Source organism: Maridesulfovibrio salinus (genome assembly GCF_055394525.1).
Window position 1 is genome coordinate 1,207,063 of the sequence record NZ_AP042461.1, and the last position, 25,009, is coordinate 1,232,071.

Annotated in this window: 24 protein-coding genes; 14 read left to right on the forward strand and 10 right to left on the reverse strand. The window is 48.5% G+C overall.

All coding sequences use genetic code 11. The features are described 5' to 3' along the window. Positions 1-65 precede the first annotated feature (65 nt). The gene (locus ACZ5PW_RS05340; RefSeq protein WP_464558666.1) at positions 66-935 is read left to right on the forward strand and encodes an RluA family pseudouridine synthase; all 870 of its coding nucleotides are present in this window, start codon (positions 66-68) and stop codon (positions 933-935) included. Between the two features lie 119 nt (positions 936-1,054). Here the strand turns inward: ACZ5PW_RS05340 and ACZ5PW_RS05345 are convergent, their stop codons facing one another. The 6 genes from ACZ5PW_RS05345 to ACZ5PW_RS05370 are packed head-to-tail and all read right to left on the reverse strand — an operon-like array spanning position 1,055 to position 6,148. Further along, positions 1,055-1,429, reverse strand: coding sequence for a 4Fe-4S dicluster domain-containing protein (locus tag ACZ5PW_RS05345; protein ID WP_464558668.1), 375 nt, complete (start codon positions 1,427-1,429; stop codon positions 1,055-1,057). A gap of 11 nt (positions 1,430-1,440) precedes the next feature. Next, a complete protein-coding gene (locus ACZ5PW_RS05350) occupies positions 1,441-2,517 on the reverse strand; it encodes a hydrogenase large subunit (RefSeq protein ID WP_464558670.1) in 1,077 nt (358 codons plus the stop codon). A 49-nt stretch (positions 2,518-2,566) separates the two neighbouring features. Next, complete coding sequence (locus tag ACZ5PW_RS05355) at positions 2,567-2,938, reverse strand: NADH-quinone oxidoreductase subunit C (RefSeq protein WP_464558672.1); 372 nt, start codon at positions 2,936-2,938, stop codon at positions 2,567-2,569. A gap of 15 nt (positions 2,939-2,953) precedes the next feature. Further along, the gene (locus tag ACZ5PW_RS05360) at positions 2,954-3,391 is read right to left on the reverse strand and encodes an NADH-quinone oxidoreductase subunit B family protein (protein ID WP_464558674.1); all 438 of its coding nucleotides are present in this window, start codon (positions 3,389-3,391) and stop codon (positions 2,954-2,956) included. Positions 3,392-3,395: 4 nt separating this feature from the next. Continuing rightward, complete coding sequence (locus ACZ5PW_RS05365) at positions 3,396-4,244, reverse strand: respiratory chain complex I subunit 1 family protein (RefSeq protein WP_464558676.1); 849 nt, start codon at positions 4,242-4,244, stop codon at positions 3,396-3,398. After that, positions 4,244-6,148 carry an NADH-quinone oxidoreductase subunit 5 family protein gene (locus tag ACZ5PW_RS05370; protein ID WP_464558678.1) on the reverse strand — a complete coding sequence of 635 codons (1,905 nt, stop codon included), beginning with the start codon at positions 6,146-6,148 and terminating at the stop codon, positions 4,244-4,246. Before ACZ5PW_RS05370 ends, ACZ5PW_RS05365 begins: the two co-directional genes overlap by 1 nt. 297 nt (positions 6,149-6,445) lie before the next feature. On the opposite strand from ACZ5PW_RS05370, the gene ACZ5PW_RS05375 reads away from it, so the two are divergent. Then, the gene (locus ACZ5PW_RS05375) at positions 6,446-6,964 is read left to right on the forward strand and encodes a C40 family peptidase (protein WP_464558680.1); all 519 of its coding nucleotides are present in this window, start codon (positions 6,446-6,448) and stop codon (positions 6,962-6,964) included. A 55-nt stretch (positions 6,965-7,019) separates the two neighbouring features. Here ACZ5PW_RS05375 and ACZ5PW_RS05380 read toward each other — a convergent pair whose 3' ends face one another. After that, positions 7,020-7,538, reverse strand: a complete 519-nt coding sequence (locus tag ACZ5PW_RS05380; RefSeq protein WP_464558681.1) for a hypothetical protein — start codon at positions 7,536-7,538, stop codon at positions 7,020-7,022. 557 nt (positions 7,539-8,095) lie between these two features. Here ACZ5PW_RS05380 and ACZ5PW_RS05385 point away from each other — a divergent pair. The 6 genes from ACZ5PW_RS05385 (at position 8,096) to ACZ5PW_RS05410 (ending at position 14,705) form a co-directional block, all read left to right on the forward strand. Then, positions 8,096-8,404, forward strand: a complete 309-nt coding sequence (locus tag ACZ5PW_RS05385; protein ID WP_464558683.1) for an FmdB family zinc ribbon protein — start codon at positions 8,096-8,098, stop codon at positions 8,402-8,404. Positions 8,405-8,575: 171 nt separating this feature from the next. Beyond that, positions 8,576-9,871 carry an adenylosuccinate lyase gene (gene purB / locus ACZ5PW_RS05390; protein WP_464558685.1) on the forward strand — a complete coding sequence of 432 codons (1,296 nt, stop codon included), beginning with the start codon at positions 8,576-8,578 and terminating at the stop codon, positions 9,869-9,871. A gap of 294 nt (positions 9,872-10,165) precedes the next feature. Next, complete coding sequence (locus tag ACZ5PW_RS05395) at positions 10,166-11,434, forward strand: L,D-transpeptidase family protein (protein WP_464558687.1); 1,269 nt, start codon at positions 10,166-10,168, stop codon at positions 11,432-11,434. Further along, positions 11,434-12,141 (forward strand): hypothetical protein, encoded by a 708-nt coding sequence (locus ACZ5PW_RS05400; protein ID WP_464558689.1) that lies wholly within the window; start codon positions 11,434-11,436, stop codon positions 12,139-12,141. Before ACZ5PW_RS05395 ends, ACZ5PW_RS05400 begins: the two co-directional genes overlap by 1 nt. A gap of 4 nt (positions 12,142-12,145) precedes the next feature. Beyond that, on the forward strand, positions 12,146-13,846 hold the full coding sequence (locus ACZ5PW_RS05405) for a M99 family carboxypeptidase catalytic domain-containing protein (RefSeq protein ID WP_464558691.1): 1,701 nt from the start codon (positions 12,146-12,148) through the stop codon (positions 13,844-13,846). Between the two features lie 46 nt (positions 13,847-13,892). Next, positions 13,893-14,705, forward strand: coding sequence for a sugar phosphate isomerase/epimerase family protein (locus ACZ5PW_RS05410; RefSeq protein ID WP_464558693.1), 813 nt, complete (start codon positions 13,893-13,895; stop codon positions 14,703-14,705). 14 nt (positions 14,706-14,719) lie between these two features. Here the strand turns inward: ACZ5PW_RS05410 and ACZ5PW_RS05415 are convergent, their stop codons facing one another. Then, the gene (locus ACZ5PW_RS05415; RefSeq protein ID WP_464558695.1) at positions 14,720-16,150 is read right to left on the reverse strand and encodes an aminotransferase-like domain-containing protein; all 1,431 of its coding nucleotides are present in this window, start codon (positions 16,148-16,150) and stop codon (positions 14,720-14,722) included. 133 nt (positions 16,151-16,283) lie between these two features. Here ACZ5PW_RS05415 and ACZ5PW_RS05420 point away from each other — a divergent pair, with 133 nt between their 5' ends. The 3 genes from ACZ5PW_RS05420 (at position 16,284) to ACZ5PW_RS05430 (ending at position 18,009) form a co-directional block, all read left to right on the forward strand. Then, entirely contained in the window at positions 16,284-16,994 is a 711-nt protein-coding gene (locus ACZ5PW_RS05420; protein WP_464558697.1) for an AzlC family ABC transporter permease, read from the forward strand. Beyond that, a complete protein-coding gene (locus ACZ5PW_RS05425) occupies positions 16,979-17,302 on the forward strand; it encodes an AzlD domain-containing protein (protein WP_464558699.1) in 324 nt (107 codons plus the stop codon). The genes ACZ5PW_RS05420 and ACZ5PW_RS05425 overlap by 16 nt, the downstream gene beginning before the upstream one ends. 152 nt (positions 17,303-17,454) lie before the next feature. Continuing rightward, a complete protein-coding gene (locus tag ACZ5PW_RS05430) occupies positions 17,455-18,009 on the forward strand; it encodes an HDIG domain-containing metalloprotein (RefSeq protein WP_464558701.1) in 555 nt (184 codons plus the stop codon). Positions 18,010-18,291: 282 nt separating this feature from the next. Here the strand turns inward: ACZ5PW_RS05430 and ACZ5PW_RS05435 are convergent, their stop codons facing one another. Together ACZ5PW_RS05435 and ACZ5PW_RS05440 are read right to left on the reverse strand one after the other, a co-directional pair. Continuing rightward, positions 18,292-19,854, reverse strand: a complete 1,563-nt coding sequence (locus ACZ5PW_RS05435) for a hydantoinase B/oxoprolinase family protein (RefSeq protein ID WP_464558703.1) — start codon at positions 19,852-19,854, stop codon at positions 18,292-18,294. 17 nt (positions 19,855-19,871) lie between these two features. Beyond that, positions 19,872-21,842 carry a hydantoinase/oxoprolinase family protein gene (locus ACZ5PW_RS05440; RefSeq protein WP_464558705.1) on the reverse strand — a complete coding sequence of 657 codons (1,971 nt, stop codon included), beginning with the start codon at positions 21,840-21,842 and terminating at the stop codon, positions 19,872-19,874. A 331-nt stretch (positions 21,843-22,173) separates the two neighbouring features. Between ACZ5PW_RS05440 and ACZ5PW_RS05445 the strand changes: the two genes are divergently transcribed. Genes ACZ5PW_RS05445 through ACZ5PW_RS05455 form a run of 3 tightly spaced genes read left to right on the forward strand, consistent with a single transcriptional unit; the run spans position 22,174 to position 24,979 of the window. After that, a complete protein-coding gene (locus tag ACZ5PW_RS05445; protein ID WP_464558707.1) occupies positions 22,174-23,148 on the forward strand; it encodes a TRAP transporter substrate-binding protein in 975 nt (324 codons plus the stop codon). 6 nt (positions 23,149-23,154) lie between these two features. After that, positions 23,155-23,652 carry a TRAP transporter small permease subunit gene (locus ACZ5PW_RS05450; RefSeq protein ID WP_464558709.1) on the forward strand — a complete coding sequence of 166 codons (498 nt, stop codon included), beginning with the start codon at positions 23,155-23,157 and terminating at the stop codon, positions 23,650-23,652. After that, entirely contained in the window at positions 23,642-24,979 is a 1,338-nt protein-coding gene (locus tag ACZ5PW_RS05455; protein ID WP_464558711.1) for a TRAP transporter large permease, read from the forward strand. Before ACZ5PW_RS05450 ends, ACZ5PW_RS05455 begins: the two co-directional genes overlap by 11 nt. The last annotated feature ends 30 nt before the right edge of the window (positions 24,980-25,009 follow it).

A 25,009-nucleotide genomic window follows, 5' to 3' on the forward strand; every position in this document is an offset into this window, starting at 1 on the left:
CGAGCAGTATGCTTTGTCTGTCAGGCAGATGGATTGTATAACATTACAAAAGCGCATCATTTTATATGTCAGCTGAATTTGTAAAAGTAACCAGGGCCGAATCAGGGCAGAAACTGGTCCGTTTTCTGGAAAGGAGAGTGGGCAGCGATATCCCGCGTTCGGCTGTTATGCGTTGGATTCGAAAAGGTAATGTGCGGGTGGATAAAGGTCGCTGCAAGCCCTTTGATCTGGTTAAGGAGGGGCAGGTGGTAAGAATCCCTCCCCACGGAACCAGTGAGAAGAAGTCTGTTAAGCTGCCACCCTTGAAAATTATCTACGAGGATGCTGATTATCTGGCTGTTTATAAACCTGCGGGATTGCCTACGCAGGGCGGGACAGGCCATGAGGACAGTGTCGCGGCCCGTTTGCTTTCAATGTACTCGGATTTACCGTACAAACCTGCCCCTGCTCACCGTCTTGATCGTGATACCTCCGGGGTACTCTTGGCAGGCAAGAGTCATGAGGGACAGAAGAACCTTTCAGACATGTTTTCAGCCGGGAAGGGCGGTAAATATTATCTCGCCGTTGTCTCCGGTTGCTGGCTGTACTCCGAATGGCATGACCTGCACGACTTTATTGAGAAGTCGGGGCGTCCCGGTCAGGAAAAGGTCGTAACCGGGCAGGGGAAGGAAGCTCTCTCCTCTGCTTTTCCATTTCAGTGTGGCAAAGATAAATCTATCCTGCTCATTAAGCTCCATACCGGAAGAATGCATCAGATAAGGGTTCAGCTGTCCTCAAGGGGATTTCCCATTTGGGGGGATGTCAAATATGGCAGCACTCAAACCGGACCAATGCTTCTGCATTGCTGGAGAATCGAAACTGAATGGTTTATTGCGGAGTCCTTACCGCAATGGGATGTTGACCTTTCAAAGGCCATGAAAAAGAGGCCAGTCTGAGTAAATTTATTTCTTAATGTCTTTTTATGTGGGCAAAAAAATAATGTCTGTTCTGAAATAAGTAAAAGCCCCGCGGCATCTGCTGCGGGGCTTTTTGTAGTTCGAACTAAAGCTTTGAATTACTTCTTGGCTTTTTTCTTGGGAGGTTTGATTTTGCCGACCATTTCGGTCATTTCTCGCTCTGCTGAAGGAGCACGGTGAACAGGCTCCATATACAGGCAGTTGGTCGGGCAGTTATCGACGCAGATTGAGCAGTAGACACATGCGAAGGGATCGCATGTCCAGGTGCCGGTTCCGCTGTCTTTATCTTTGGTAACAGTGATACACTGTGACGGGCATTTCATCTCGCATTTTTTGCAGAAGATACACTCGTCAATATTGTTGAACAGATTGCCTCTGTATCTTTCAAAGGGCTCACGCTTTTCCACGGGGTACATGCGTGTGGAGCTCTTGGACAAGAGGTTCTTGAGCACAGTGGGAGTCATGTTAAGCATGTCTCGGCCTCCTAGCGTTCCGTGCAGCTGATGCACGGGTCGATTGACAGAATGATAACCGGAACATCAGCAAGTTCGCACTTCGGAAGCATTGCCAGAAGAGGCGGAATGTTCGCGAACGTTGGGGTTCTGATGCGGACCCTGTCAAGGAACTTCTTGCCGCTGCCCTTGATGTAGTAGAGACACTCTCCACGTGGCTGTTCGATACGGCTTATTGTTTCGCCTTCGGGGTTACCTTTGACCTTTGCTGCAAGATCACCCTGAGGCAGACCGGCGATAGCCTGTCTTACCAGATCAGCGGACTGAAGGGTCTCACGGAAGCGGACTGTTGAGCGGGCCCAGCAGTCTCCATCGGTTTCCACGACAGGCTCATAGTCGAGTTTGTCAAATGATGCGTATTTAAGCAGACGCATGTCAGATGCCACACCGCTACCACGAAGGGTGGGACCGGCTGCACCGAGGTCATATGCCTGCTCTTTGGTCAGAACGCCCACACCCTTGGTGCGTTTGCACACTGTGTAGTCGTTCATGATGGTATTCTGGATTTCCTTGATTTCCTTTTCCGCAGCGTCAACTTCGGAGAGGATCCAGGAACACATTTCAGGAGTCAGATCCTGACGGACACCACCGACAATATTGACGGAGGTGATAACGCGGCTGCCGGTGGTAGCTTCGTTGATGTCCATGATGCGCTCACGGATGCGCCAGAACTGCATGAACAGGGCTTCAAAGCCGAAAGCATCGGCAAAGAGGCCCAGCCAGAGCAGGTGGCTGTGCATACGGTGCAGCTCAGACCAGATAGTGCGGAGATATTCCGCTCTTTCAGGTACTTCAACGCCCATGATCTCCTCGATACCCTGACAGTAGCACATGGAGTGAATGTTGGAGCAGATACCGCAGACTCGTTCGACAATCTGGATCATCTGGTGGTAATCGCGGATTTCAGCAAGCTTTTCCAGACCTCTATGAACGTATCCGAGAGCGGGGATGGCCTCCTGTACGATCTCGTCTTCCACGACAAGCTTCACATGCAGCGGCTCCGGGAGAACCGGATGCTGCGGACCGAAAGGTATGATGGTACGTGCCATAATTTACCCTATAGATGTTATCGTCTTGGTTTTCATCCGGGAAGACGAGTTATTTTTTGGGAGTCATCGCCTTTGTGTTGTTACACATCGGGATGATGGTTACTTCATCGTCGAGGTACAGTTTGCGTCCGAAGTCAAGTACCAGACCTTCGAAAGAGAGTCCGAACTGGTCCTGAAGCTCGTTTTCAATGAGCAGGGCCGCAAAGTACACTCCGCTGACGCTGGGGATGGGCTTATCCATCGGAGCGGTCAGACGGAGGTTGGTGAGCACCTCGTCTTTATCAAAGTGGTAGATTATATCCACATTGCCTCCACCTATGTCGGTGCAGGAGAAGGTGACAAGGCGCTGCCCGTCATTCTTCATTTTGGATACTTCGCCTACCAGGCTTTCCAGAGTTATATCTATCTGATTCTCAATCACGTTTATACCCTCTCTTTAGCCCTGTTTCAGGCCTTCAAATTTGCCAAGGGCAGTGACCACGCCGTCGATGATAGCTTCGGGTTTTGCCGGGCAACCGGGAACGTAGACGTCCACGGGGATCACCTTGTCCACTCCGCCGAGCACGTTATAGCACTCGCGGAATACACCGCCGGAAAGACCGCATGCGCCGATGGCGATAACACCTTTGGGATCAGGCATCTGATCGTAGATGTTGCGCAGGACTTTAGCGTTGCGGTGGTTGACGGTTCCGGTGACCAGCAGCACATCGGCATGCTTGGGGTTACCCACGTTGACAATGCCGAAACGTTCAACGTCGTACAGCGGTGTCAGGCATGCCAGAACTTCGATATCGCAGCCGTTACAACTTCCGCAGTCAAAATGCATGATCCACGGAGATTTGGCGCGTGAATTTTCAATGAATTTCTTGAACATAAGCTTAACCTGCGTACAGCCAGATAAGGTTGACGAAAGACATGGCCAGACCGATGCTCCATACATATTTCAGCATCCAGCGCCAGGTCATGCGCGCCATAGTGTTGTCGATGATCAGCTCTGCAAAGTAGGTGGAAGCGAGCAGGAGTACGCAACCTACCAGGCTGGTGTGCCAGAAGAGGGCACATACGCCGAGAATGAAAATGGTCTCGTACCAGTGGGCGATTTCAACAAGCCCGAGGTAGGGACCGGAGAACTCGGTCAGAACCCCTTTGACGATTTCCTGATGCCCGTGATGGGAGGTGGAGAAGTCAAAGGGGGATTTTCTCAGTTTGATGGTCAGAGCGTAACCCAGAACTACGAACATAAGCGGCAGCTGGATCAGCAGAGGCTGATCGTAAGCCAGAATCTCATCAACTCTGAATGTTCCGGTAACCATGAAAATGGAAGCGAAAACAAGGATGATGAGAGGTTCGTAAGTCAGTACCTGAATCAGTTCGCGCTGAGCGCCAACCTGGCTGTATGGGGAAGGAGTGGAAAGACCACCCATGACCAGAAATACAGCACCGATGGCCTGAACAAAGAAGATCAGGAGCAGGTCGGACCCGGCGAAGAGCAGGGCTACGGACAGGGCTGCGGCAATAAGATAAATCCAGGCGCAGAAAACCTGCCAGAAGTTGCTGATAATTTTTTCTTTCCCGAACAGTTTGGCAACATCATAGAAAGGCTGCAGAATCGGCGGGCCGAAACGGGACTGCAGGCGAGCAGTAAGACGTCTGTCCAGACCGGCAATAAGGCCGCCAAGTACAGGCGCAATGACGATGCCGAGAATCATGAGAATTATTGTTTTCATTACAGGGCCCCTCCCAGCATGAGAACGATGAGAGCCAGAGCAGCGAAGTTGACCCACAGAGTGAGTTTTTCTTCACCGAAGAATTCTTCCATGTAGTAGTTGCTGGCCTTGAGTTCAACAGGGCCGTTCATTGGCCCGATAAAGGACTGAACTCCGGTCTCGGGAACGTTCGCTCCGCACATGTAAGTCTGGGAAGACTTGTCATTAGCGGCTTTCTTGGTTTCGATCCAGGAGTAGATGAAGGCAGCAGCCAGAACGATGAAGAGCGGATAGACCGCGAACACACCCATGGGTGAACTGAATACACCGGCGGTGATTTCATAGGTCTTTCCGACCATCGGCTCAATGAGCTGGGTGTAGATGAGCGGTGAGAAGAAGGACAGGACTACAGCAATACCGCAGAGAGAGGTAAGGGTGAGCCTTGTCAGCACGGACTGGGATTCTGCGGGAACTCTGTCGCGCAGGGGGGCGGTGAGCAGAACACCTGCCCAGCGGGCCCAGAATACCAGTGAAACAGCACTACCCAGAGCGAGCATGGTGATTACGAACATGTCGCCGGATGCGGATTCGATAGCCATCCACTTACCGAGCAGCACACCGAATGGGGGCAGCAGCATGGTCAGAACACCGATGATGGTGATGATGGCGGTGCGGGGCATCTTCAGGTAGAGGCCGTGCATGTCTCCGATATCGCGGCTGCCGATGCCGTGCTCGATTGTTCCTACGCAGAGGAAGAGCAGTGCCTTGGAAGCTGCGTGGAATATAATCAGGATTATCGCTGCGGTAATGGACCAAGGAGTATTGAGACCGGCACAACAGATGATCAGCCCGAGGTTACTGATAGTAGAGTAAGCAAGAATTTTCTTTCCATTGCTCTGGCTTACGGCGATTGCCGCACAGGCGAGGAAAGTGAAGGCTCCACAGAGTGCAATTCCCTGACTGAGAAAGGTTCCTGCGTAAGCGGGAGCAAGTCTCAGCACGATGTATACGCCTGCCTTAACCATCGTTGCGGAGTGAAGCAGAGCCGATACCGGAGTAGGTGCGACCATTGCACCCAGCAGCCAGCTCTGGAAAGGAACCTGAGCGGCTTTGGTGAAACCGGCAAGAACAATCAGACCCAGAGGAGCGAGCATTGCTCCGCCCATGGGGCCGGACTGGATGATGACCTGAAGGTCAAGGGAGCCAGTTTCAGCGTAGGCCCAGATAATTCCGAAGACGAATACCATGCCGCCGAGTGCGTTCATCCACAAGGCTCGGGTGGCATTCTTTACCGCAATGGCTGTCTGGTCATGCCCGATGAGCATGAATGAACAGAATGTGGTTACTTCGAAGAAGAAGTAGAGCCAGAGAATGTTGTTGGAAAGAACCAGCCCGTTCATAGCTCCGAGGAACAGAACGAGAAAGAAAAAGAATTGGGGCTGGCGGGACTTGACCAGGTGCAGGTGCTCTTCGTGCTCTTTCATGTAAGGGATCGCGAAGAAACAGATCAGCGAACCGATGATTGAGATTACGGCAACCATGATTAGGGAGAGGCTGTCCGCAAAGAATGCGGGAGTCTCGACAGCATGGTCGACAATGAAGAATTCAAACGCTGCCAGTGGAATGATCTGGAGAAGTACAAAGACTTTGATCAACTGGTTTTTGAGTTTGAATGCGTAATAAAGCATTACGAAAAGCAGGGCAAAATCCGCCAGGGTAACGAGGGAATCCCAGCTGATTCCAACGATAGTACCCGGAGAATAGGTAAATGATCCTTGACCCAGAAGGGTAAGGGAAACCGCGGCAAGACATACTCCTGTAGCAAGTACGATCAGGGTTCTGATCGCGCTTACACGCAGAAAGTAGCAGCCAATGGCGGCCACCAAGGGCAACAAGATGGCCAAAACTAGCATCATGGGCAACATACGGACCTCACTGTAACGCGATGTTGTGCCAGATTTAGAAAAACATACCTCAGCCGTGTTAACTTTTTTGAAATCGTGTAACGAGCGAAAATGTTTCACAAATTTCAACTAAAGCGTAGAAATTTGTCTTCAAAAACCGGGGAAAAGTCAATACCTAATTGAGATTATGTGTGTTGATAGACCTATAGGAAAAACTGATAATTTGTTGTTATTTTGTGAAAAATATCACTCATTGATCTTGTGCTAGTGAGGAAAGCTATTGTTAAATGCGATTTTTCAGGATAAAAAACTATTACTATGATCAATAAGACTAATGGGCGGGATAGTTTTTTTGTCGTTTTGCTGTGTTTATTCGTGCTTCCGGCGCTTACTGGGTGCGGCAAGAGTAAGATCAGCGTTCCTGAGTATAGATATAACAGTGGAAGTCCTGCCGGGTCTAGAGCTGGACTCTCGGTAGTTAGTACAGCAAGATCCCAGATCGGCAGGCCCTATCAGTGGGGTGGGGCTGACCCTGCTCATGGATTCGACTGTTCAGGGCTGGTCTGGTGGGTATACAGCAGGCACGGAATAAGAGTGCCGAGAGTTTCCTGGCAGCAGGCCCGAGTTGGCAGGGCTGTGAGCATTAACCGTCTTGCGGCTGGGGATATCGTGCTTTTCAGGATTCCCGGGCAGGGGAAAAGTCTCCACACCGGAATTTATTCCGGGCGCGGGGGCTTTTTTATTCACAGCCCAAAGAGTGGGCATGTGGTCAGGGAAGAGTCAATGAACAAGGCTTACTGGCGTAAGTACTTTATTGGTGCGCGAAGGGTATTGTAGATGAGTTTGAAAAAAAGGGACCTCGTTGAGATCCCTTTATGGTGTATTCTGATGTCTACTGCACAGTGGTACATGTCGGGGGCTGAATGTGGGAGCCGCCCTGGGCATTGCTGAGTCTTTCAATGTAGTCTTTGACTTCGTCCTGTCCTCTCCATCCGGTGTAGAGATCTTTCCAGTCATTGAAATCCATGACTTCGGATTCAAGGTAGGATTCGTGTCCTTTGATCCAGAGGTTGAAAAGGTACATTTCCAGCTTGAAGTCTTTGGAGTCGAAAACCTTGGGAACTATTTTACTGTTATATTTTGTTCCGTCAAAACGTGCTCCGATGAAAGAGCAGACGTTGTTCATGGATTTCTGCTGGTCAATTTCCTCGTTGTTCTGCATGTCTACCAGACTTTTGAACATCGGGTAGTCTTTTTCAATCTTCTCAAGGGTTTCTTCAGGTACTTTGACCTGGAGTTTTTTGTCCTCTTCGAAGATGAAGTAAAATCTCATCCAGTGGTCGAACATGAATACTTCAGTTATATCTTCGACAGCTTTTGTAAACGCTTTATTGATCTTTGGCTTTTTCATTGTTTCTCCTCACAGACTTTTTGCCGGTTGCGGCTGAACTGCCGTCAGCAGGAAGTCTCTATATGTTCATGTTCCGGTTGGTCGTCAAGAGGTAAAAAATATCTCTGTTGAAAAAAGCCTTTTGTTTCAGATGTTTGTTTTGTGAAAAAAATATTTAACTTTGATTTTAGTGGGTTGAAAAAGAGTGCGGGTTGCTCTTTACAATCATGCATCTTTTAGGGTAATGAATCCTCCTTTGCAGCATACAATCGTGCAGCAAGTACGAAAAATCATATCAGGAGGTCCTCCAAATGGGTAGGCACAAAAAGATCGAAAGAAAGAAAGAACTTCAGCGTAAACGTCATCGCAGAGCCAAAAGAATCAAGGCTCGTATCGCAGAAGCCAAGGCTGCAGCAGCCAGCTAAGTATTTTTACTGTCCTGTCTCAGCCACCTTTCCGCAGAAAAAACTGCGTTCACTGGAAACTGTTTCAGAACAGCCCCTCATATTTCAGGGACAGGTGTCGCCAGCCTCTTTTGCGTAAAGAGGTGTGGCGTGCCTTTTTTATTGGAGGGTACTATGCCTATTTACGAATACCAATGTCATGAATGTCAGCAGATATTTGAAGAATGGCAGACAACTTTCGAAGACAAAGAACTGGAATGTCCTGTTTGCGGTGGTAAATCCACCAAGGTCCTTTCCAATTCCACTTTTGTTCTGAAGGGAGGAGGCTGGTATTCTTCAGGATACTGTAAGACGGACTCTGCGGCCGGTAAAACCGGAAGCTCCAGCCCCGCAGGAAGTGGAACCGGTCCGGCAGAAAGCGGCACCAGTTCCGCCGCCTCTTCGGATTCTTCCGCCAAGAGTTCCGACAGTGCTACAAGCTAGCTGATAAATGGCCAGACGGCCCGGTTTACCGGGCCGTCTGCTTTTTTGGCATACTTCCCGCCCTGAACACCTGTGCCTTGTAGCGGGGCCTGTTTTGATATAATCTTGCCCCGTAGCGTTTCCTTTCAAAAAGTTTTTCATTTATATGAACAATTAACCGGAATTGGTAAAATGATTGAAAGATATACCCGTCCCGAAATGGGTGAACTGTGGACTCTGGAAAACCGTTTCAGGGTTTGGCTTGAGGTTGAAATTGCTGTGTGCGAAGCCTGGCATAAGTTAGGCCGCATTCCTACCGAAGATATGGATACAATTCGTGAAAAAGCTGATTTTGAACTCGATCGCATTCTTGAGATTGAGGAGAAAACCAAGCACGATGTAATCGCATTTCTGACTGCCGTTGAGGAAAAAGTAGGTCCTTCTTCCCGTTTCATCCATCTCGGCTGCACCTCTTCCGATATCGTAGACACCGCTAACGGTGTTCTTTTGAGCCGTGCGGGTAAAATGATCCTCAATGATCTTGATGAATTTCTGGCTACCATCAAAGAGATGGCCTACGCCCACAAGGGGCGCATGTGCATGGGACGTACCCACGGTATTCATGCAGAGCCCACAAGCTTCGGTTTGAAGATGGCCGGTTTTTATGCTGAATTCTCCCGTCATCGTGAGCGCCTCGCTCACGCGGTTGAGGGCGTGAGTGTCGGCAAGATTTCCGGTGCTGTCGGAACTTACGCCATGCTTGATCCGGAAGTGGAGCGAATCACCTGTGAGCTTCTTGAGCTTAATGTCGATCCTATCTCCACCCAGATTGTTCAGCGTGACCGCCACGCCGCTTTCTTTACCGCTCTTGGCCTTCTCGGCGGCGGAATCGAGCGTCTTGGTGTAGAGCTTCGCCATCTTCAGCGTACTGAGGTGCTTGAAGTTGAGGAAGGGTTCAGTAAAGGCCAGAAGGGGTCTTCTGCTATGCCTCACAAGAAAAACCCCATCTCTGCGGAAAACCTTTCCGGACTTTCCCGCCTGTTGCGCACAAACGGTCTTGTCTCCATGGAGAATATGCCTTTGTGGCATGAGCGCGATATCAGTCACTCTTCTGTTGAGCGGGTCATTATGCCTGATTCCACTATTCTGGCTGATTATATCCTTAGCCGCATGAACGGTGTGCTCAAGCGTTTGAAGGTGAATGGCGACAATATGGATCGCAATCTTATGGGGTCCTACGGTCTGTTTTATTCACAGCGGGTTTTACTGGCTCTGGTTGATACCGGACTTGAGCGTCAGAAAGCCTATGAAATGGTCCAGAAGGTGGCAATGCACTGTTGGGAGAATAAAGTTTCTTTTCCTGAAGAAGTGCGTAAAGATTCGGAGATCACTTCCCGCCTTGATTCTTCTGCTCTGGATGAGGCCTTTGATATGGGCTACTATACCAGATATGAAGATATGATTTTCAAGCGTGTTTTCAGCGGGTAGGTCTTTTTATCCTGTATTTCAGTATCAGTTCCACCCGGTTCGGCTGTATCAGCCGTGCCGGGTTTCCTTTTTTGCAGGTCTTGGACTTTCATGATATTGTCCCCGAGATTAATGTTCACTGACGGATGTATCCCTTGAACAGGGATATTGTCAGTTCTTTTATGAATTATTGTGTGGACTTTGTTAAGCGCTCTGGTGCAAAATTATATATAAGTCACACTTTAGCCACGATTATTACTGATGTATTTAGTATCGTCGTTTCCTATATTCGAAGGATGGAGTGTCGGTCTCGGTATGATGCATTTATTTAGAATGTCCCTTGCAGCTATATTTCTGCTGGCTGGTATGTCTTCCTTTTGTATTGCTGACGGCTGGCAGCCCGTGATCGAGCCTACGGAACTTGTTCCGGACTATGTCATCGCTGTTGATAAGAAGGCCCAGAGACTGCATTTGCTTGTACATAAAAGTCCTTTACATGCGGAATCTACATTTACATGTGCGACAGGGCAGGCTTCTGGAGACAAAACGTTTGAAGGGGATCTTAAAACTCCCGAGGGAGTTTATTTTACAACCGGAAAGCGGACAGGTCTAAAAGACTTCGCTCTTTACGGTACGATGGCCTTTCCCCTGGATTTTCCCAACCCGGTAGACCGGATAAAAGGTAAAACCGGATATGGAATATGGATTCACGGTCGGGGTAAAAAACTCGTGCCTATGGATACTCAGGGCTGTGTAGCACTTGTTAATGAGGATATCGGAATACTGGACAACAGAATAGCTCCCGGTGCTCCTGTAGTCATAGGGGAAACAATGGGCTGGGCTGCATCACAGGGCAAGCAGTCCGGAGAATCTGCGGAACTTAAAAAACTCGTTTATAAATGGGCTGAGGATTGGGAGGACAGAAGCGAGGGCTTTTTTGCCGCTTATGCACCTGATCTTTTTTCCAAATCTGAGCGCCGTTCCTTTGAATATTTCAAGAATCGTAAAAAACGTATTTTTTCATCCACGGACTGGATTGATGTGGAGATCTACAATCTGCATGCCCTTCCCGGACCGGACTACTGGGTGACCTGGTTTGATCAGTATTACAGAAGCGGTCGGCTCTCCTCCTCGACTTCCAAAAGGCTTTACTGGCAGAATATTGATGGCGAGTGGAAAATTGTCGGCAGGGAATACGGACCTTCCATCAGGTCGCTGAAGAAAAAATATCTCGACAGCAAACTGCAAAGTGTTAAGGAATTTCTGGATAAGTGGAGCAGCGACTGGCTGGCTGCGGATCTGGATAACTATATAAATAACTACACTTCCTCTGCAAGGCAGGGAAGGAAACGCGGAAGTTCCGCGATACGTGATCAGAAGGAGCGTATTTGGGAAAAACGCAGACCTTCTGTTATCAATATCGGAAAAATAAGACTGCGCGAGCATCCTGAGGGTTTGGAAGTCGCATTCAGGCAGGATTATTCCGACATTTCAGGGTATAGTGACAAGGGGTTTAAGAAACTGGTCATCCGTCCTGCAGGGGACAGTTGGCTGATCGTTGACGAACAATGGAGAAAGCTCTGATGGGCAGCACCAAGTACAACGTCCTGTTTATGCGCGATGATGACACGGTTAAAAGATACCGTCTCAGTCCTTTCTGGCTCAGAATGCTTTTCTGGTTTGTAATATTGCTTGCTATGTGTGCCGGAACAGGGGCCTGGGCCGGGTACACCTTCTGGAGTCAGAATGCTCAGCTCAAACAGGAAAAGGTCGAGCTCCAGAAGAAATTGACAGACGCTTCAGTTCAACTGGAGCGTTTGGAAAATGTGAACAAGATTCTGGATTCATATGATCCTAATGACCTGCAGGCGCTTCTGGCTTCGGTTCCTGTTGAGGAAAAGAAAGCAGGGTCTGAGAAGCCGCCGGTCAATCTGAAAAATCTTCTGTTTTATAAGAATCTGATGCGGGCCGGGGTAGAAAATGTAAAGATGCGCGAGTCTGGAAGAAGTCTGGCCCTCAGCTTCGATCTTAACAACCTGCAGACATCTTCGGCTTTAAGCGGGCTGGCCAAAGTTGCACTCATTGCCAACAACGGTAAAGAACTTAATGTGACCAACAGCCGTGATGATATGTCTTTTCATATTCAAAGGTTCAAGGTTGTCAGAACCCGATTCCGGATACCTTCCGGATTTGATCTTGGTGATGTTTACGGCATGCGTCTTATGATTACAACCAATCAGGATGAGTTGATATTCAGTGAAGTATATCCTTTATCGCGCGTTCTTAATTAGTGTCTTGATCTTAGGACTGTCCGGCAATGCGGTAGCGCAGCAGGTCAGAAGTTTTACTTTTTTTCAAGGCACACAATACCCCTTAAGGGTTACCTGGGCTTTCGGTGATAAGCCCGGGCCTACCATTATGGTTCAGGGGGGGATTCAGGGTGATGAACTGTCAGGTTTTTTTACCGCCCAGTTGCTTACCCGCTGCAACCTGCGTAAAGGAAACCTCATTATTGTTCCCAGGGCCAATGAGCCATCAATCCTCCGACGTACCCGGCAGATCAATGTGGATCTCAATAGACGATTCGACAAGGAATACAACAGCTTCTATGAAGATAGACTTGCCCGCGCAATTCGTTTCCTTATCGGAGGAGCTGACGGTTTTATTCATCTTCACGAAGGGAGTGGATTCTATAATCCAAAATATATCAGCAGCCTTAGAAATCCCAAACGCTACGGGCAGTCGTTGATAATTGATGCGGCGGTGTACAAGGATCTGCATTTGGCAGATATGTGCCAGCGGACCATTGACCGGGTCAACAGCAAAATCCCCAATAAATCATACTGGTTCAATCTTTTCAATACCGATACATTCGATAAGGCCACACACTATCCGGAGATGCTCAAATCCCTGACCTGTTACGCGCTGGTTGAAAGAGGGATTCCGGCTATGGCTGTTGAAGTAAGCAAGGATATAATGGACCTCGAGTGGAAGGTGCGCCAGCAACTGCGGGCGACTTTGTTTCTTCTGGAAGAGTTCGGTCTTGAGCTTGATGTTCCTGAATTTTCTTTTCCCAAGTCCGGGACCCCGGATGGCCTTGAAATCATGGTGAACGGACGGCCGCTCAAAGGAAGTAGTGTCGAACTGGTGCGGGGAGCACCTGTCTCCACCTCCGGATCAGGCAAAGCGGTGACTGATTCCGGGCTTGAGCCCGCTGTTGCGGTATTCGCGAGTGACAGGCCAAACCTGAACCTTCTGACTGCACCCCGGATGGCCCTTTCAACATTTCCTGCTCTTGAGGTTCGCCTTGATGGCAGCAGGATGGCTACCGCTGAAGTCAGATGGAAAGGCTCTCGACCTGATTTCCCGGAATCCAATGGCCCGGTATTTCTGTGCTGGTTGAATGGACAGCCCCGTTTTGTCGGTGAGGAAGAGACTTTATTAGCCATTGAGGGGGACCAGTTCATACTTGAAGGTATACTTGGGAGCTCCGCTGATGAAGTGCTGAACCTCAAGGGATTCGTGGCATCTGTTGCTGTGAACCGCGGACAGGATGTGGGATATGAGATTATTGCCGATCCCTCCAATTTTATGTCCAAGTATATGTTGAAAGGCCGGTCCGGAGTTTCTACATACCGCATTGTGAGGGAAACTCCCGGCAAAAGGCGCGCAGATTTTTATCTTTCAATTGTTCCGCGCAAAATAAAGGCAGTTGAGCTTGCCCCGGAACAGGGGGAGAAGCGTTTTATCAATTGGAAGGATGGGGACGGAGTCGATCTGGCTTCTGGCAACTATGTGTTGATGGATGCCTGGAGTAATGGAGAACTGGGTAAGATTCAGCCATTTATCAATGATATTCCCGTTGAATGGGGAGAATCTTTTCAGGTGGAATCCGGGAATGAAACAACTCTTACGCTCAGACATTCAACTACATTTGAAACTATCGGTCAGATGAGATTGCGCGGCAGGGATTTTTTGCGGACTTCTCTTGAATGATCACGGTGGACATCATATGCTGATTTAAAATCCAGGGAGTTGAAGCATGAAGCCGGAATTTGAGACCTGTTTTGTAAATCTGCCTTTAAGATATATTTATACTAATCCTGAGTATCTTGATTTTTTTATTGAGAATAGAATCCAGCCAGAACTCGGTTTGGATTGCATGGGCGATGAATGCCTGAGTATGGACTGGCTCATTTCGGTAAGGGACCGTCTTGATGAAGCCGGATTAGGACGCACCGCCCATCTTCCGTTTCTTGATTTGAAGCCGGCTAGCCTCAATCCGGCCATCCGCAAAGCCTCCATTGATTCTCTTTGCAGCGCTTTTGAGCTCGCAAAGCTCTTTTCTCCCAAAAGAATGGTCATGCATCCTTCACTCACTTCATGGCTGGAAGAACCCCTTTTTGAACGGGCTTACGCCCATTGTCTGGACGGATTGCGCAGACTCAGCAATTCATGGCCGGATCACCCTCCGTTGTGCCTCGAAAATACATATGAATATGACCCCGCACCACTGGTTAGGCTTGTGGATGATCTGGAGCGGGACAATGTGGGCATATGTTTTGATCTAGGGCACTGGTTCGCTTTTTCCAAAGGGTTTGAACACGATGATTTTGATCTCTGGTTCGATTCCTTTGCCCCTTATATCAGGCATATGCATCTCCATGACAACAACGGCCGGAAAGATGAACACCTTGCCCTCGGGCAGGGGTCTATGAACTGGGAACACATAATATCACGCATAGGTGAACTGGACCCGCTTCCCTCATTCACTCTTGAGCCTCACAACAGAGATGATTTTGAGCTGAGTTATAACTTTTTCAGGACAAAAGCAGCGCCTAAGTTGTTTGTCTAGCCGGAATACTTTAATTACGTTGCAGCCAGTTCCCCTAGTCGGCGGACTCCAGCCTGAATCTCCGGACTCCAGAGGGCTCCACTTGAAAGACGGATATAGTTGGAAAATACATCCTGAGGGGAGAATACAATACCGGGAACAATGCCTATTCCCTCTTCCCGTGCCTTGAAAAAAAGTTCAACGCCATCTGTCCCTTCAGGAAGCTCCACCCATAGAACCGAGCCACCTTTCGGGTTTGTGACCTTGGTTCCTTCCGGGAACGAAAGACCGATTTCTGTGCGCATTTTACCCATCTGCTCTTTCATTGCAGCTCTCAATTTTTTAAGATGACGGTCGTACAGGGTTTCACGAAGATAGCGGGCAATAGCCATCTGGGTTGGTGCAACGCAGGACACATTGGTGGTGGCTTTTATCTCAAGTGCTTTTTCAAGATAACGCCCCGGTGCAAGCCAGCCGACCCGGTATCCGGGAGCAATTGTTTTGGAAAAAGAAGAGCACAGCAGCACTCTACCGGTTCGGTCAAATGATTTGAGTGTTCTTGGTCTTGTATCGCCAAAGTAGATTTCACCGTAAACATCGTCTTCTACCAAAGGTATCTTTCTTTTTGCCAGAATTTCAACGATTTCTCGTTTACGGTCATCGGAAGTAAGACTTCCATCAGGATTGTTGAAATTAGGAGAGAAGATACAGGCTTTTATGTCAAACGTACGGGTAATTTCCTCCACACGGTCAGGATTAATACCCCTTTTCGGGCATGAGGGAATTTCAATTGCCCTGAGTCCCAGATTCTCTACAAGCTGAAGGAAGCAGTAGTATGAAGGGGACTGGATAAGAACCAGATCTCCGGGTCTGGTCAACGTGCGCAGTGAGATGTAAAGGGCTTCCATGGCTCCGGTGGTGACCAGCAGTTCATCCGCAGTAATGTTCGAACCGCAGTCCACGGAGCGGAAAGCGATCTGCCTGCGCAGGTCTAGATTTCCCGGAATTATTTCATAGCCCGCAGTCTCGAGAGGATTCTCCCGGATTACGCTGTTCATTATTTTGGCCAACTGGCGGGTCGGCAGCAGATCGTTACTCGGACATACAACGCCTAACGGCAGCAGGTCTTTGTTACCCACTGTTTCAAGCGCTGTCTGTATCAGCTTGTTTTTGGTTACTGTATGTGGCTCTATTCTGCGCGGAATATTTATTTCGGGGGTGGGGATTGCCCTGAACTCATTGCGCACATAATAGCCGGAACGCGGGCGCGATTCTATCAGGCCTCTTTTTTCAAGCTCTTCATATGCATGGCTGACTGTGGAGATTGAAACCTGTAATGAACTGCTCATCTGGCGCAGGGAAGGGAGTTTGTCGCCGGGAACCAGATCTCCGGCTTCAATGTGTTTTGAAAGTTCCTGCTCAACCTTTTTATAACGGTATTGATTGTCAGAACTGCGCAAATTCATTTCTCCCCCGCAAATGTAATCTGTTATGATTCGAATTTGTGTAAACTGTATCTGTACTGATGTCAGATTTAATGTAAGCTGGCAAGCGTATCAGGAATAGAGAATTTAACTGCCAGATGTACCGGAGGTAACCGTGGAATCCGTTGTGAGTTCCAAAAAAATAGAACAGAACAGTGTGCTTATGACCGCACTCAAGCAGGCCTTGCCGATTGTGCTGGGGTATCTTCCTGTTGGGTTTGCCTATGGGGTTCTGGCGCGAAAGTCAGGAATCTCAGTCGACAACACCGTTTTGATGTCATTAATTGTTTTTGCCGGATCAGCACAGTTTATCGCGGTCGGGCTGATCGCCTCGGGTGTGTCTTCGCTTTCCATCATAATCACTACTTTTATCGTGAACCTGCGGCATATGCTGATGTCTGCAGCGCTTTCCCCATATCTTAAAAAATGGAGTAAGCTGCAGATCGCCGCTTTCACTTTTCAGCTTACCGATGAAAGCTTTGCCGTGCATTCAACCAGATTTGCCGCAGGTGAAACCGCCAAGGGCGAAACATTTCTTATCAATTCAATTGCGCAGGCAGCCTGGGTCGGCGGAACTGTACTGGGGATTTTCTCCAGTACACTCATAAATGATGTAAAGCCGATGGGACTGGACTACGCACTTCCGGCCATGTTTATTGCCCTGCTCATTTTTCAGATCAAGGATAAAAGTCACATCATAGTCGGAGTTGTTACCGGACTTCTTTCTACCGCACTGGCTCTCGGCGGAGCAGGGCAGTGGAACGTAATTATCGCCACCCTTGTCGGTGCAAGCCTGGGAGCTGCAGTAAAATGGACCAGAAACTGATTCTTCTTACCGTGATCGGCATGATGGCGGTTACTTATATCCCCAGAATGTTGCCAGCTATGGCTTTGAGTTCCCGTGATCTGCCGCCGATTGTTGTGAAGTGGCTGTCTTATGTGCCCACAGCAGTACTCTCGGCTCTACTTGCTCCTTCATTAATAGCACCGGATGGTGTTGTAGATTTCAGTTTCGAAAATCTCTATTTCTGGGTGGCAGTGCCTACTTTCGCTGTTGCGATGTATACCCGTAATTTCTTCGGTACTGTTGCTGTCGGCATGGGACTGGTGGCCGCTGCCAGATATTTTCTCTAAAATTTAGCTGCAATTATCTCTTTAGTCTGAGCAGCAATATAAAAAGAACATCCCGTGGTGAACAGTCAGACCGTTGGACTTTAGCGGACCATGTCTTATTCTAACGGAGTCCATAAAATCTGAATAGAAATAATGCAGTAAGGAGTTATGAAATGATTTCCAGAGACGAAGCACTTGAGCTTCTCAAAGAAAATGTCATCGAAGAAAATCTGATCCAGCATTCCCTTGAATCCGAGGCAGTGATGGGGGCTCTTGCTGAGAAACTGGGGCAGGATGTGGAACTGTGGTCTATCACTGGATTGCTTCATGATCTGGATTACAGCCAGACTGCCGAGCAACCGGAGAAGCACGGTCTTATCGCGGCAGAAATGCTAGCAGGCAAGCTGCCTGACGAAGCAATTCAGGCCATTCGCGCTCATAATGGAGATATGACAGGAGTCGCTCCCCGGACTGATTTCGATTTTGCCCTGCGTTGTGGTGAAACTGTGACTGGACTTATTCATGCTAACGCGCTCATGCGCCCTGAAAAGATGAACGGCATGAAGCCGAAAAGTCTCAAGAAGAAGATGAAGGCCAAAGCGTTCGCTGCCAGTGTGGATCGAGAGATCATAAAAGAATGTGATAAAATCGGTCTTGAACTTGGTGATTTTTTCGCGCTTTCTATTGAAGCTGTTACCAAAGTGGCACCCGAAGTGGGATTGGATTGATTTTTGCCTCCGGCGGCTGGGGAAGGGGAACTTTTGGAAAAGTTCCCCTTCCCCAGACCCCATCCCCTCAAAACTTTTTGATTAATAAATTTGTTCCCTGCTGGAACATACCCAAAAAAACGGGCTGACACCTTCCAGAAGTGTCAGCCCGTTTTGTTTTTAATTATGGTAAGTCCAGCCAATCAAAGCGGCGGAGCCTTATTGAAAAGTTTTGGGATTCTTAAACCCTTTTTCAAAAGGGTTTAAGCCCCCGGAGGGACCCGCGGTAGCGCTACCGCTTCGTTATTTGCCCCAACCACCGCCGCCGGGAGTTTCCATGCGGACAATATCACCTTTCTTGAGCGGCGAGTGAAACTTACCGGGCTGCTCAAGCTCTACTCCATCGCGAATCAGGATATTCCTGCCGGGAGTTCCGGGGCTTCCACCCTGCAGTCCGTAGGGGGCATTGCCCCTGCGTTCAGAAAGAACAGTGATTTCACAGGCTGACAGCAGCTCAATCTCACGAACCAGACCGTCTCCGCCGGGAATCCTGCCCGCTCCACCGGTGTTTTTGCGGATGCAGTATGTTTTTACCCGGAACGGATAGCTGTATTCAAGTGCTTCTACCGGAGTGTTCAGCGTGTTTGTCATATGAGAATGGGTGGCGTGTTCGCCCCGGCATGTTGCAGAAGCTCCCATCCCGCCGGCAAGGGTTTCGTAGTAGGCAAAGGGTTTACCTGTTCGTTCATCCATGCCGCCAATGGTCATGTTGTTCATGGTTCCCTGACTTGCGGCCGGAATGCGCTGCGGTATGGCTTCGGCCAGTGCTCCGAGCACAACGTCAACCACACGCTGGGAAGTTTCAACATTTCCCCCCGCAACCGCCGCCGGAAAGTTCGCATCTAGAATGGAGCCTTTGCGGGTCAGCACTTCTATGGGACGCAGGATACCGGCGTTGGTGGGCACGTCTCCTTCAATCAGTGACCTGAAGACATAAAGCACTGCGGACAGGGTGATGGAGCGTACAGCATTGACACTTCCGGAAACCTGATTACCGGATTCTGTGAAATCGAGTTCCGCACTGTCTCCGGTAATTTTCATGGTTACGGATATGGGTACGTTTTCACAATCAACGCCGTCTCCATCCATGTAGTCGGTGAAAACATAGGTTCCATCAGGGATTGAAGCTATGGTCTTGCGGGTTATCGATTCCGCATAGTCATTGAGGCTTGCGGCATAGAAATCAACTTTTTCCTGCCCGTATTTATCGATAAGTTCTTTCAGTCTGGTTACACCTGTCATGTTAGCCATAATCTGTGCCGCAAAATCACCTTCACGTTCAACGGGAGTACGTACGTTGTTGAGGATCAGTGTCATCACCCCGGGTACTATCTCGCCGCCTTCGACAATTTTAACAGGAGGAATGATGATCCCTTCCTGATACAAAGTAGTGGACAAAGGCATGGATCCGGAAGCCATACCGCCAACATCAGAGTGGTGGGCACGGTTGGCTACGTAAAAGGCGGGCTTAGCGGAATCTCCGCAAAATACCGGAGCTACGAGAGTGATGTCCGGAAGGTGGGTTCCGCCTTTGAACGGATCGTTCAGCATAACCATATCACCTTCATTGAAGTCACTCATTTCAATGGCGGCCTTCACGGAAAGAGGCATTGAGCCAAGGTGTACTGGGATATGTGCGGCCTGAGCCACCATGTCCCCGTTGCTGTCGAAAACAGCGCAGGAGAGATCCCTTCTTTCCTTTATGTTGGGGGAGAATGCGGTTCGGGTCAGGGTGACACCCATTTCTTCGGAAATCGCGGCAAATCTGTTCTTGAAAACCTCAAGGAGGATCGGATTCACATTCATTATTATATACCTCCTGACTACTCGATGTCGAAAATAAGGTTGCCGTAAGCGTCAACTTCACCCTTTGCAAAGGGCGGAATTACCAGAGTTGAGCTGTACTCAATGATGATAGCCGGACCATTCACCTTGTTGCCGGGTTTGAGTTTGTCGCGGCTTATTATGCTGGTTTCCATCTTTCTGGAATCAAAAACGGTTTCGGTGGTTCCTATTATTGCTGCGGGGTCCATTTCAGCAATGAGATCTCCGGCTTCAGGCACTTCCGGTTTTACGGGCATACCCTTGGTGCGCAGGCGGATGTTGACGATTTCCACTGTTTTATCATCATTGCGGTAGCCGTAATTCTGCTTGTGCAAACGTGAAAATTCTTCAATCCAGTCCCCGCCGAAAGGAACAATTATTTCAAAAGACTGTCCCTGATAGCGCATATCCAGAAAGCGTTCGACCTGAATGTCTTCATCTGCAAAACCCTCTTCCTTCAGATCTGCGCGGCCCTGCGCTTCAAGCGGGGCGAACAGTTCTTCAAGATCATCTCCGGTAGTGTTATGCTGATTGCGCATGACAGTGAGGGAATAGTCTTTGATGACATCAGCCATGACCATGCCCACCGCGGAGAGAATACCCGGATTGCTGGGGATAAAAAGCTTGGGAATGGAGAGTAGTTTTGCAAGGAAAGCGCAGTGCATTCCACCTGCTCCGCCAAAAGAGAACATGCTGAATTCGCGGGGATCGAATCCCCGTTCAACGGAGATTACCCGGATAGCCCGTTCCATGTTTGTATTGGCAATGTCGAGAATCCCTTCAGCCAGTTCAACCGGAGAAAGTCCCGCTTTTGCAGCCATTTCTTCCATGGTTTTGTTTAATTTATCGGTCTCAAGGGACATTTCTCCACCAAGGAAATGTTCCGGTATGAGGCGACCGAGGTAAAGGTTGGCATCGGTAACTGTTATTTCCGAACCTATGCCGTAGCAGATCGGTCCGGGGTCGGCTCCGGCACTTTCCGGTCCTACGGTAAGAGATCCTCCGGCATCCAGACGGGCAATGGAGCCACCGCCTGCTCCCACGGTGTGGATGTCGATCATGGGAACTTTGACCGGATAATCTTCAATCGCGGATTCAAGAGTCAGGGGGAGCTCTTCATTAATTAATGCAACATCGGAAGAAGTTCCGCCCATATCAAAAGTGATAAGGCGTTCAAATCCAGCCATTTTACCGATGGTATGTGCACCCACCGCCCCGCCAGCAGGACCGGAAAGGATGGTGCGTACGGATTCATTCATGGCGGTTTCAGCTGATATGGACCCTCCGTTACTCTGCATTATGCGTAGCGGATTATGTCCCAGAGTGTCCTGCAGTTTAGTCAGGTATCTGGTCATTTTCGGGGAGACATAAGCATTGATGACTGTAGTGGATGTCCTTTCGAACTCGCGAAATTCAGCCAGAATCTCATGCGAAACAGAAACAGGAATGCCGCTTTCAGACAAAAGATTGCGCATTCTGTTTTCATGCTCGGGGTTTAAATATGAAAAAAGGAGGCAAAGAGCGACAGATTCTACTCCGGATTCTTTGATTTTATGGAGAATATTTTTAACTTTTTCCTCAGAAAAAGGCTCAATTTCATCTCCATTATGATCAATTCTTCCGGTTATTCCGAATCGTAATTCCGGTGGAACGATGTGCGGTTTTTTACAAAAAGACAGATTGTAAAGTTCTGAGCGGTTCTGTCGTCCTATCTGGATAATATCTTCAAAACCGTCATTTGTTATGAGAGCTGTCTTGACTCCCTTGCGCTCAAGGATGGCGTTTGTCGCAACGGTTGATCCATGAACAACCTGGACATCCCTGTCTCCTGCAATGTGCTTTATCCCTTCTATTACGGCCTCTGACGGATCGTGAGGAGTTGAAAGACGCTTGTGTACACCCCATTCATCTCCATCCTTATAAATAAAATCTGTAAATGTTCCGCCTGTATCTACTCCAATAATCAGCACTGTACGTCCTCCGCATCAAGGTATTTAAAAGACTGCTATATTTAAAATAAAAACAGTTTTGTCCAGATTATAATTATCCATTCGCGCAGACATTAATCAAATTTGTCTACAATTAAAAGATTTTATTTTTGTTAAATTATGTGTATAAGTGCCGTTAATTCGGTGGTTAGTTGTCCAAAAACGAATAATGTTTTTGTAAATAATCAGTTGAGAAATGATTAGTTATTTCGTTTTTAGGAAATGGTTTTTCAAAATTAAAAAACAAATAACAGGCACAAAAAATAGAAATATTTTTAAAATCAACAGTAACAAGCTAAAACGGAGGCTCCTCATGTTAAAAAGGATCGTCGCTGCTCTTCTCATGGTTCTGGCTTTAGGCTTCTCAGCCCAGGCCGCGGATCTGAAAATGGACTGTAATGCAATCTACGGATCTAACAATTTTCACTCACAGGGAGCCCAGCTCTTTGCGGACAAAGTCGCTGAATACACCTCCGGTTCAGTGCAGATCACCGTACATCCCGGTGGAAGCCTCGGGTTTAAAGGACCTGAGCTGCTCAAGACCGTTAAAGACGGAACCCTCCCCATGTCCGATATCCTTATGGGAGTTGTCTCTGGATCAGACCAGGTCTTTGGTTTGAGCTCCATGCCCCTCCTTGCCAAGGATTATGCAGAAGCCAAGAAACTGTATGATGCTGCCAGACCTTATTATGAAAAAGCCTGCCGCCGTTGGAACCAGAAAATGCTTTATGCTGCCCCCTGGCCTCCCAGCGGACTTTTCACCCAGAAGCCTCTTAAGACCGTTGCCGATTTTGAAGGTCTGAAGACCAGAACTTATGACAAAAACGGTGCTGAGCTTCTTCGTGCGGCTGGCGCAAGCCCCATGTCTCTTCCTTGGGGAGAACTTTACTCCGCCCTGCAGACAGGCCTTGCTGATTCCGTTCTTACTTCCGCAGTTTCTGGCAAAGACGGTAAGTTCTGGGAAACCCTTAAGCATTTCACCAAGATCAACTACGCTTTCCCCCTTAACATGATGGTGATCAATAAGGATTACTGGGATGCCATGGATGCAAAACAGCAGGAAGCAGTCCTCAAGGCCGCTGCTGAGATTGAAGCTTACCAGTGGGAGCAGTCCGCAAAAAGCAACGACGAATCCCTCAAGATCCTTGCAGAAAATGGCATAGTGATTTCCGAACCCACCAAGGAAGTTGCAGATATGCTCGCCAGAGATGCCAAGCTGATGCTCAAGGGTACCATGAGAGGTGCTAAGAAAGGCTTTAAAGCTGCCATTAACGCTTACGAAAAGTAGAATGAAATGCGTGCATTTATAAGGTTAATCGAAGGCCTCTCCACTGGAGGGGCCTTTCTTTCAGCTGCCGGGATGATGTTTATTGTCATTCTGGTGGTGATTGAAATATTTCTACGGGCCGTATTGAATACTTCCACGCTCGTTTCAAGCGAGTATGGCGGGTATGCCCTTGTGTTTCTGATCCTCACCGGATTGGCTTATACCATGAAAGAAGAGGGGCTGATCAGAATCAGTCTGCTCACAACTCATTTTTCTGCCAATGGTAAACGGATTGCGGATATCATTTCCGGTGTAATCGGGGTGGCGATTACCGGTTTTGCTCTTAAGTACAGTGTATCCATGGTTTTTGAGACCTGGGAACTTGAAATGACCGCTGATACAATTGCGGAGACTCCCTTGTGGATTCCGCAGCTTGCCATCCCTGTTGGTCTCGCACTTCTGCTGATCCAGCTCATTGCCTTTATTGCGGGTAAAATGACTGAGGAGGTTACTGATGATCAGTGATCCTTTGATTCTCGCCGTTTTCCTTGTAGGGGCAATGGTTCTTTTTCTTCTGTCCGGTCTGTGGATCGGTTTTTCTCTTTATGCTGCAGCCATATGCGGAATGCTGTTTTGCAAGATGAATCTGCCGCCGACCATTTCGATCTGGGACAAGATCGGCGATCTGATGGCCAACTCTATCTGGAATACGCTGAATTCATGGCCGCTTTCGGCTCTGCCTCTCTTTATTCTGATGGGAGAGATTCTCTACCGGACTTCAATTTCCACCAGACTTTTAAATGGACTTGTTCCATGGCTTTCAAATATTCCGGGAAGGCTTTATCACATTAACGTGGTTGCTTGCTCCCTCTTCGCCGCTGTCTCCGGATCGAGTGCCGCTACCACTGCAACCGTGGGAAAGATAACTTACAATGAGCTCTCCAACCGTGGATACCACAAGAGCCTTTCAATCGGTTCTTTGGCTGGTTCCGGAACTCTCGGATTCCTGATACCGCCAAGTCTTATCATGATTATCTACGGCATTTTGTCCGATACTTCCATCGGTCAGCTTTTTATTGCCGGAGTGATCCCGGGATTGACCCTTGCGGCAGTCTATTCATTATATATAATTGTACGCTGTCTGATGGACCCTTCACTTGTTCCGCAGGAGAAGGAAGAATTCACCATGGCCCAGCGTATGGAGTCTCTAAAGGATCTTTTTCCGGTCCTGCTGCTGATTACCATTGTGCTGGGCGGCATATATGCAGGACTGACCACTCCTACCGAGGCGGCTGTTATCGGCGTGCTCGGTGCTCTGGGCATTGCTCATTTTTTCAAGAACCTGACTTTGTCCAATTTCAAGGAAGCATTGCTTTCGGCGGTTAAAACCAGCGGAATGATCTGTTTCATTATCTGTGGAGCAGCCTTTCTTGCGCAGGTTGTCGGCTTTCTTGGAATCGCCACCGCACTCAGCAAGTTTATCGGCACTTTGAATCTATCGCCATACATGCTTATATTCGTGCTTGGTATTATGTATGTAATGCTCGGTATGATTCTGGACGGTATTTCAATTGTCGTCATGACATTGCCGATCGTGTTGCCCATAATAATCGCTGCAGGATTTGATCCGTTGTGGTTCGGTATCTTTGTGGTTTTTATGGTTGAACTGTCTCAGGTTACCCCGCCAGTGGGATTCTCTATTTTTGTCATTCAGTATATTACTAATGATGATGTTAAGGACATACTGAAAGCAACCTTCCCGTTCTTTCTGATCATGGTCCTGATGGTTGTACTGGTGACTGTCTTTCCTGAAATAGTCTTTTATCTGCCTGAAAAAATGATCGGTTCCTGACAATAAAGTCTTACAGTAATATAAGAGCCC

Coding starts and splice junctions, on each gene's coding strand:
- ACZ5PW_RS05360 (WP_464558674.1), bottom strand. CDS start 3,391: ATGTTCAAGAAATTCATTGAAAATTCACGCGCCAAATCTCCGTGGATC.
- ACZ5PW_RS05345 (WP_464558668.1), bottom strand. CDS start 1,429: ATGCTTAACATGACTCCCACTGTGCTCAAGAACCTCTTGTCCAAGAGC.
- ACZ5PW_RS05350 (WP_464558670.1), bottom strand. CDS start 2,517: ATGGCACGTACCATCATACCTTTCGGTCCGCAGCATCCGGTTCTCCCG.
- ACZ5PW_RS05385 (WP_464558683.1), top strand. CDS start 8,096: ATGCCTATTTACGAATACCAATGTCATGAATGTCAGCAGATATTTGAA.
- ACZ5PW_RS05445 (WP_464558707.1), top strand. CDS start 22,174: ATGTTAAAAAGGATCGTCGCTGCTCTTCTCATGGTTCTGGCTTTAGGC.
- ACZ5PW_RS05425 (WP_464558699.1), top strand. CDS start 16,979: ATGGACCAGAAACTGATTCTTCTTACCGTGATCGGCATGATGGCGGTT.
- ACZ5PW_RS05370 (WP_464558678.1), bottom strand. CDS start 6,148: ATGTTGCCCATGATGCTAGTTTTGGCCATCTTGTTGCCCTTGGTGGCC.
- ACZ5PW_RS05395 (WP_464558687.1), top strand. CDS start 10,166: ATGATGCATTTATTTAGAATGTCCCTTGCAGCTATATTTCTGCTGGCT.
- ACZ5PW_RS05400 (WP_464558689.1), top strand. CDS start 11,434: ATGGGCAGCACCAAGTACAACGTCCTGTTTATGCGCGATGATGACACG.
- ACZ5PW_RS05430 (WP_464558701.1), top strand. CDS start 17,455: ATGATTTCCAGAGACGAAGCACTTGAGCTTCTCAAAGAAAATGTCATC.
- ACZ5PW_RS05365 (WP_464558676.1), bottom strand. CDS start 4,244: ATGAAAACAATAATTCTCATGATTCTCGGCATCGTCATTGCGCCTGTA.
- ACZ5PW_RS05450 (WP_464558709.1), top strand. CDS start 23,155: ATGCGTGCATTTATAAGGTTAATCGAAGGCCTCTCCACTGGAGGGGCC.
- ACZ5PW_RS05455 (WP_464558711.1), top strand. CDS start 23,642: ATGATCAGTGATCCTTTGATTCTCGCCGTTTTCCTTGTAGGGGCAATG.
- ACZ5PW_RS05435 (WP_464558703.1), bottom strand. CDS start 19,854: ATGAATGTGAATCCGATCCTCCTTGAGGTTTTCAAGAACAGATTTGCC.
- ACZ5PW_RS05340 (WP_464558666.1), top strand. CDS start 66: ATGTCAGCTGAATTTGTAAAAGTAACCAGGGCCGAATCAGGGCAGAAA.
- ACZ5PW_RS05415 (WP_464558695.1), bottom strand. CDS start 16,150: ATGAATTTGCGCAGTTCTGACAATCAATACCGTTATAAAAAGGTTGAG.
- ACZ5PW_RS05375 (WP_464558680.1), top strand. CDS start 6,446: ATGATCAATAAGACTAATGGGCGGGATAGTTTTTTTGTCGTTTTGCTG.
- ACZ5PW_RS05410 (WP_464558693.1), top strand. CDS start 13,893: ATGAAGCCGGAATTTGAGACCTGTTTTGTAAATCTGCCTTTAAGATAT.
- ACZ5PW_RS05380 (WP_464558681.1), bottom strand. CDS start 7,538: ATGAAAAAGCCAAAGATCAATAAAGCGTTTACAAAAGCTGTCGAAGAT.
- purB (WP_464558685.1), top strand. CDS start 8,576: ATGATTGAAAGATATACCCGTCCCGAAATGGGTGAACTGTGGACTCTG.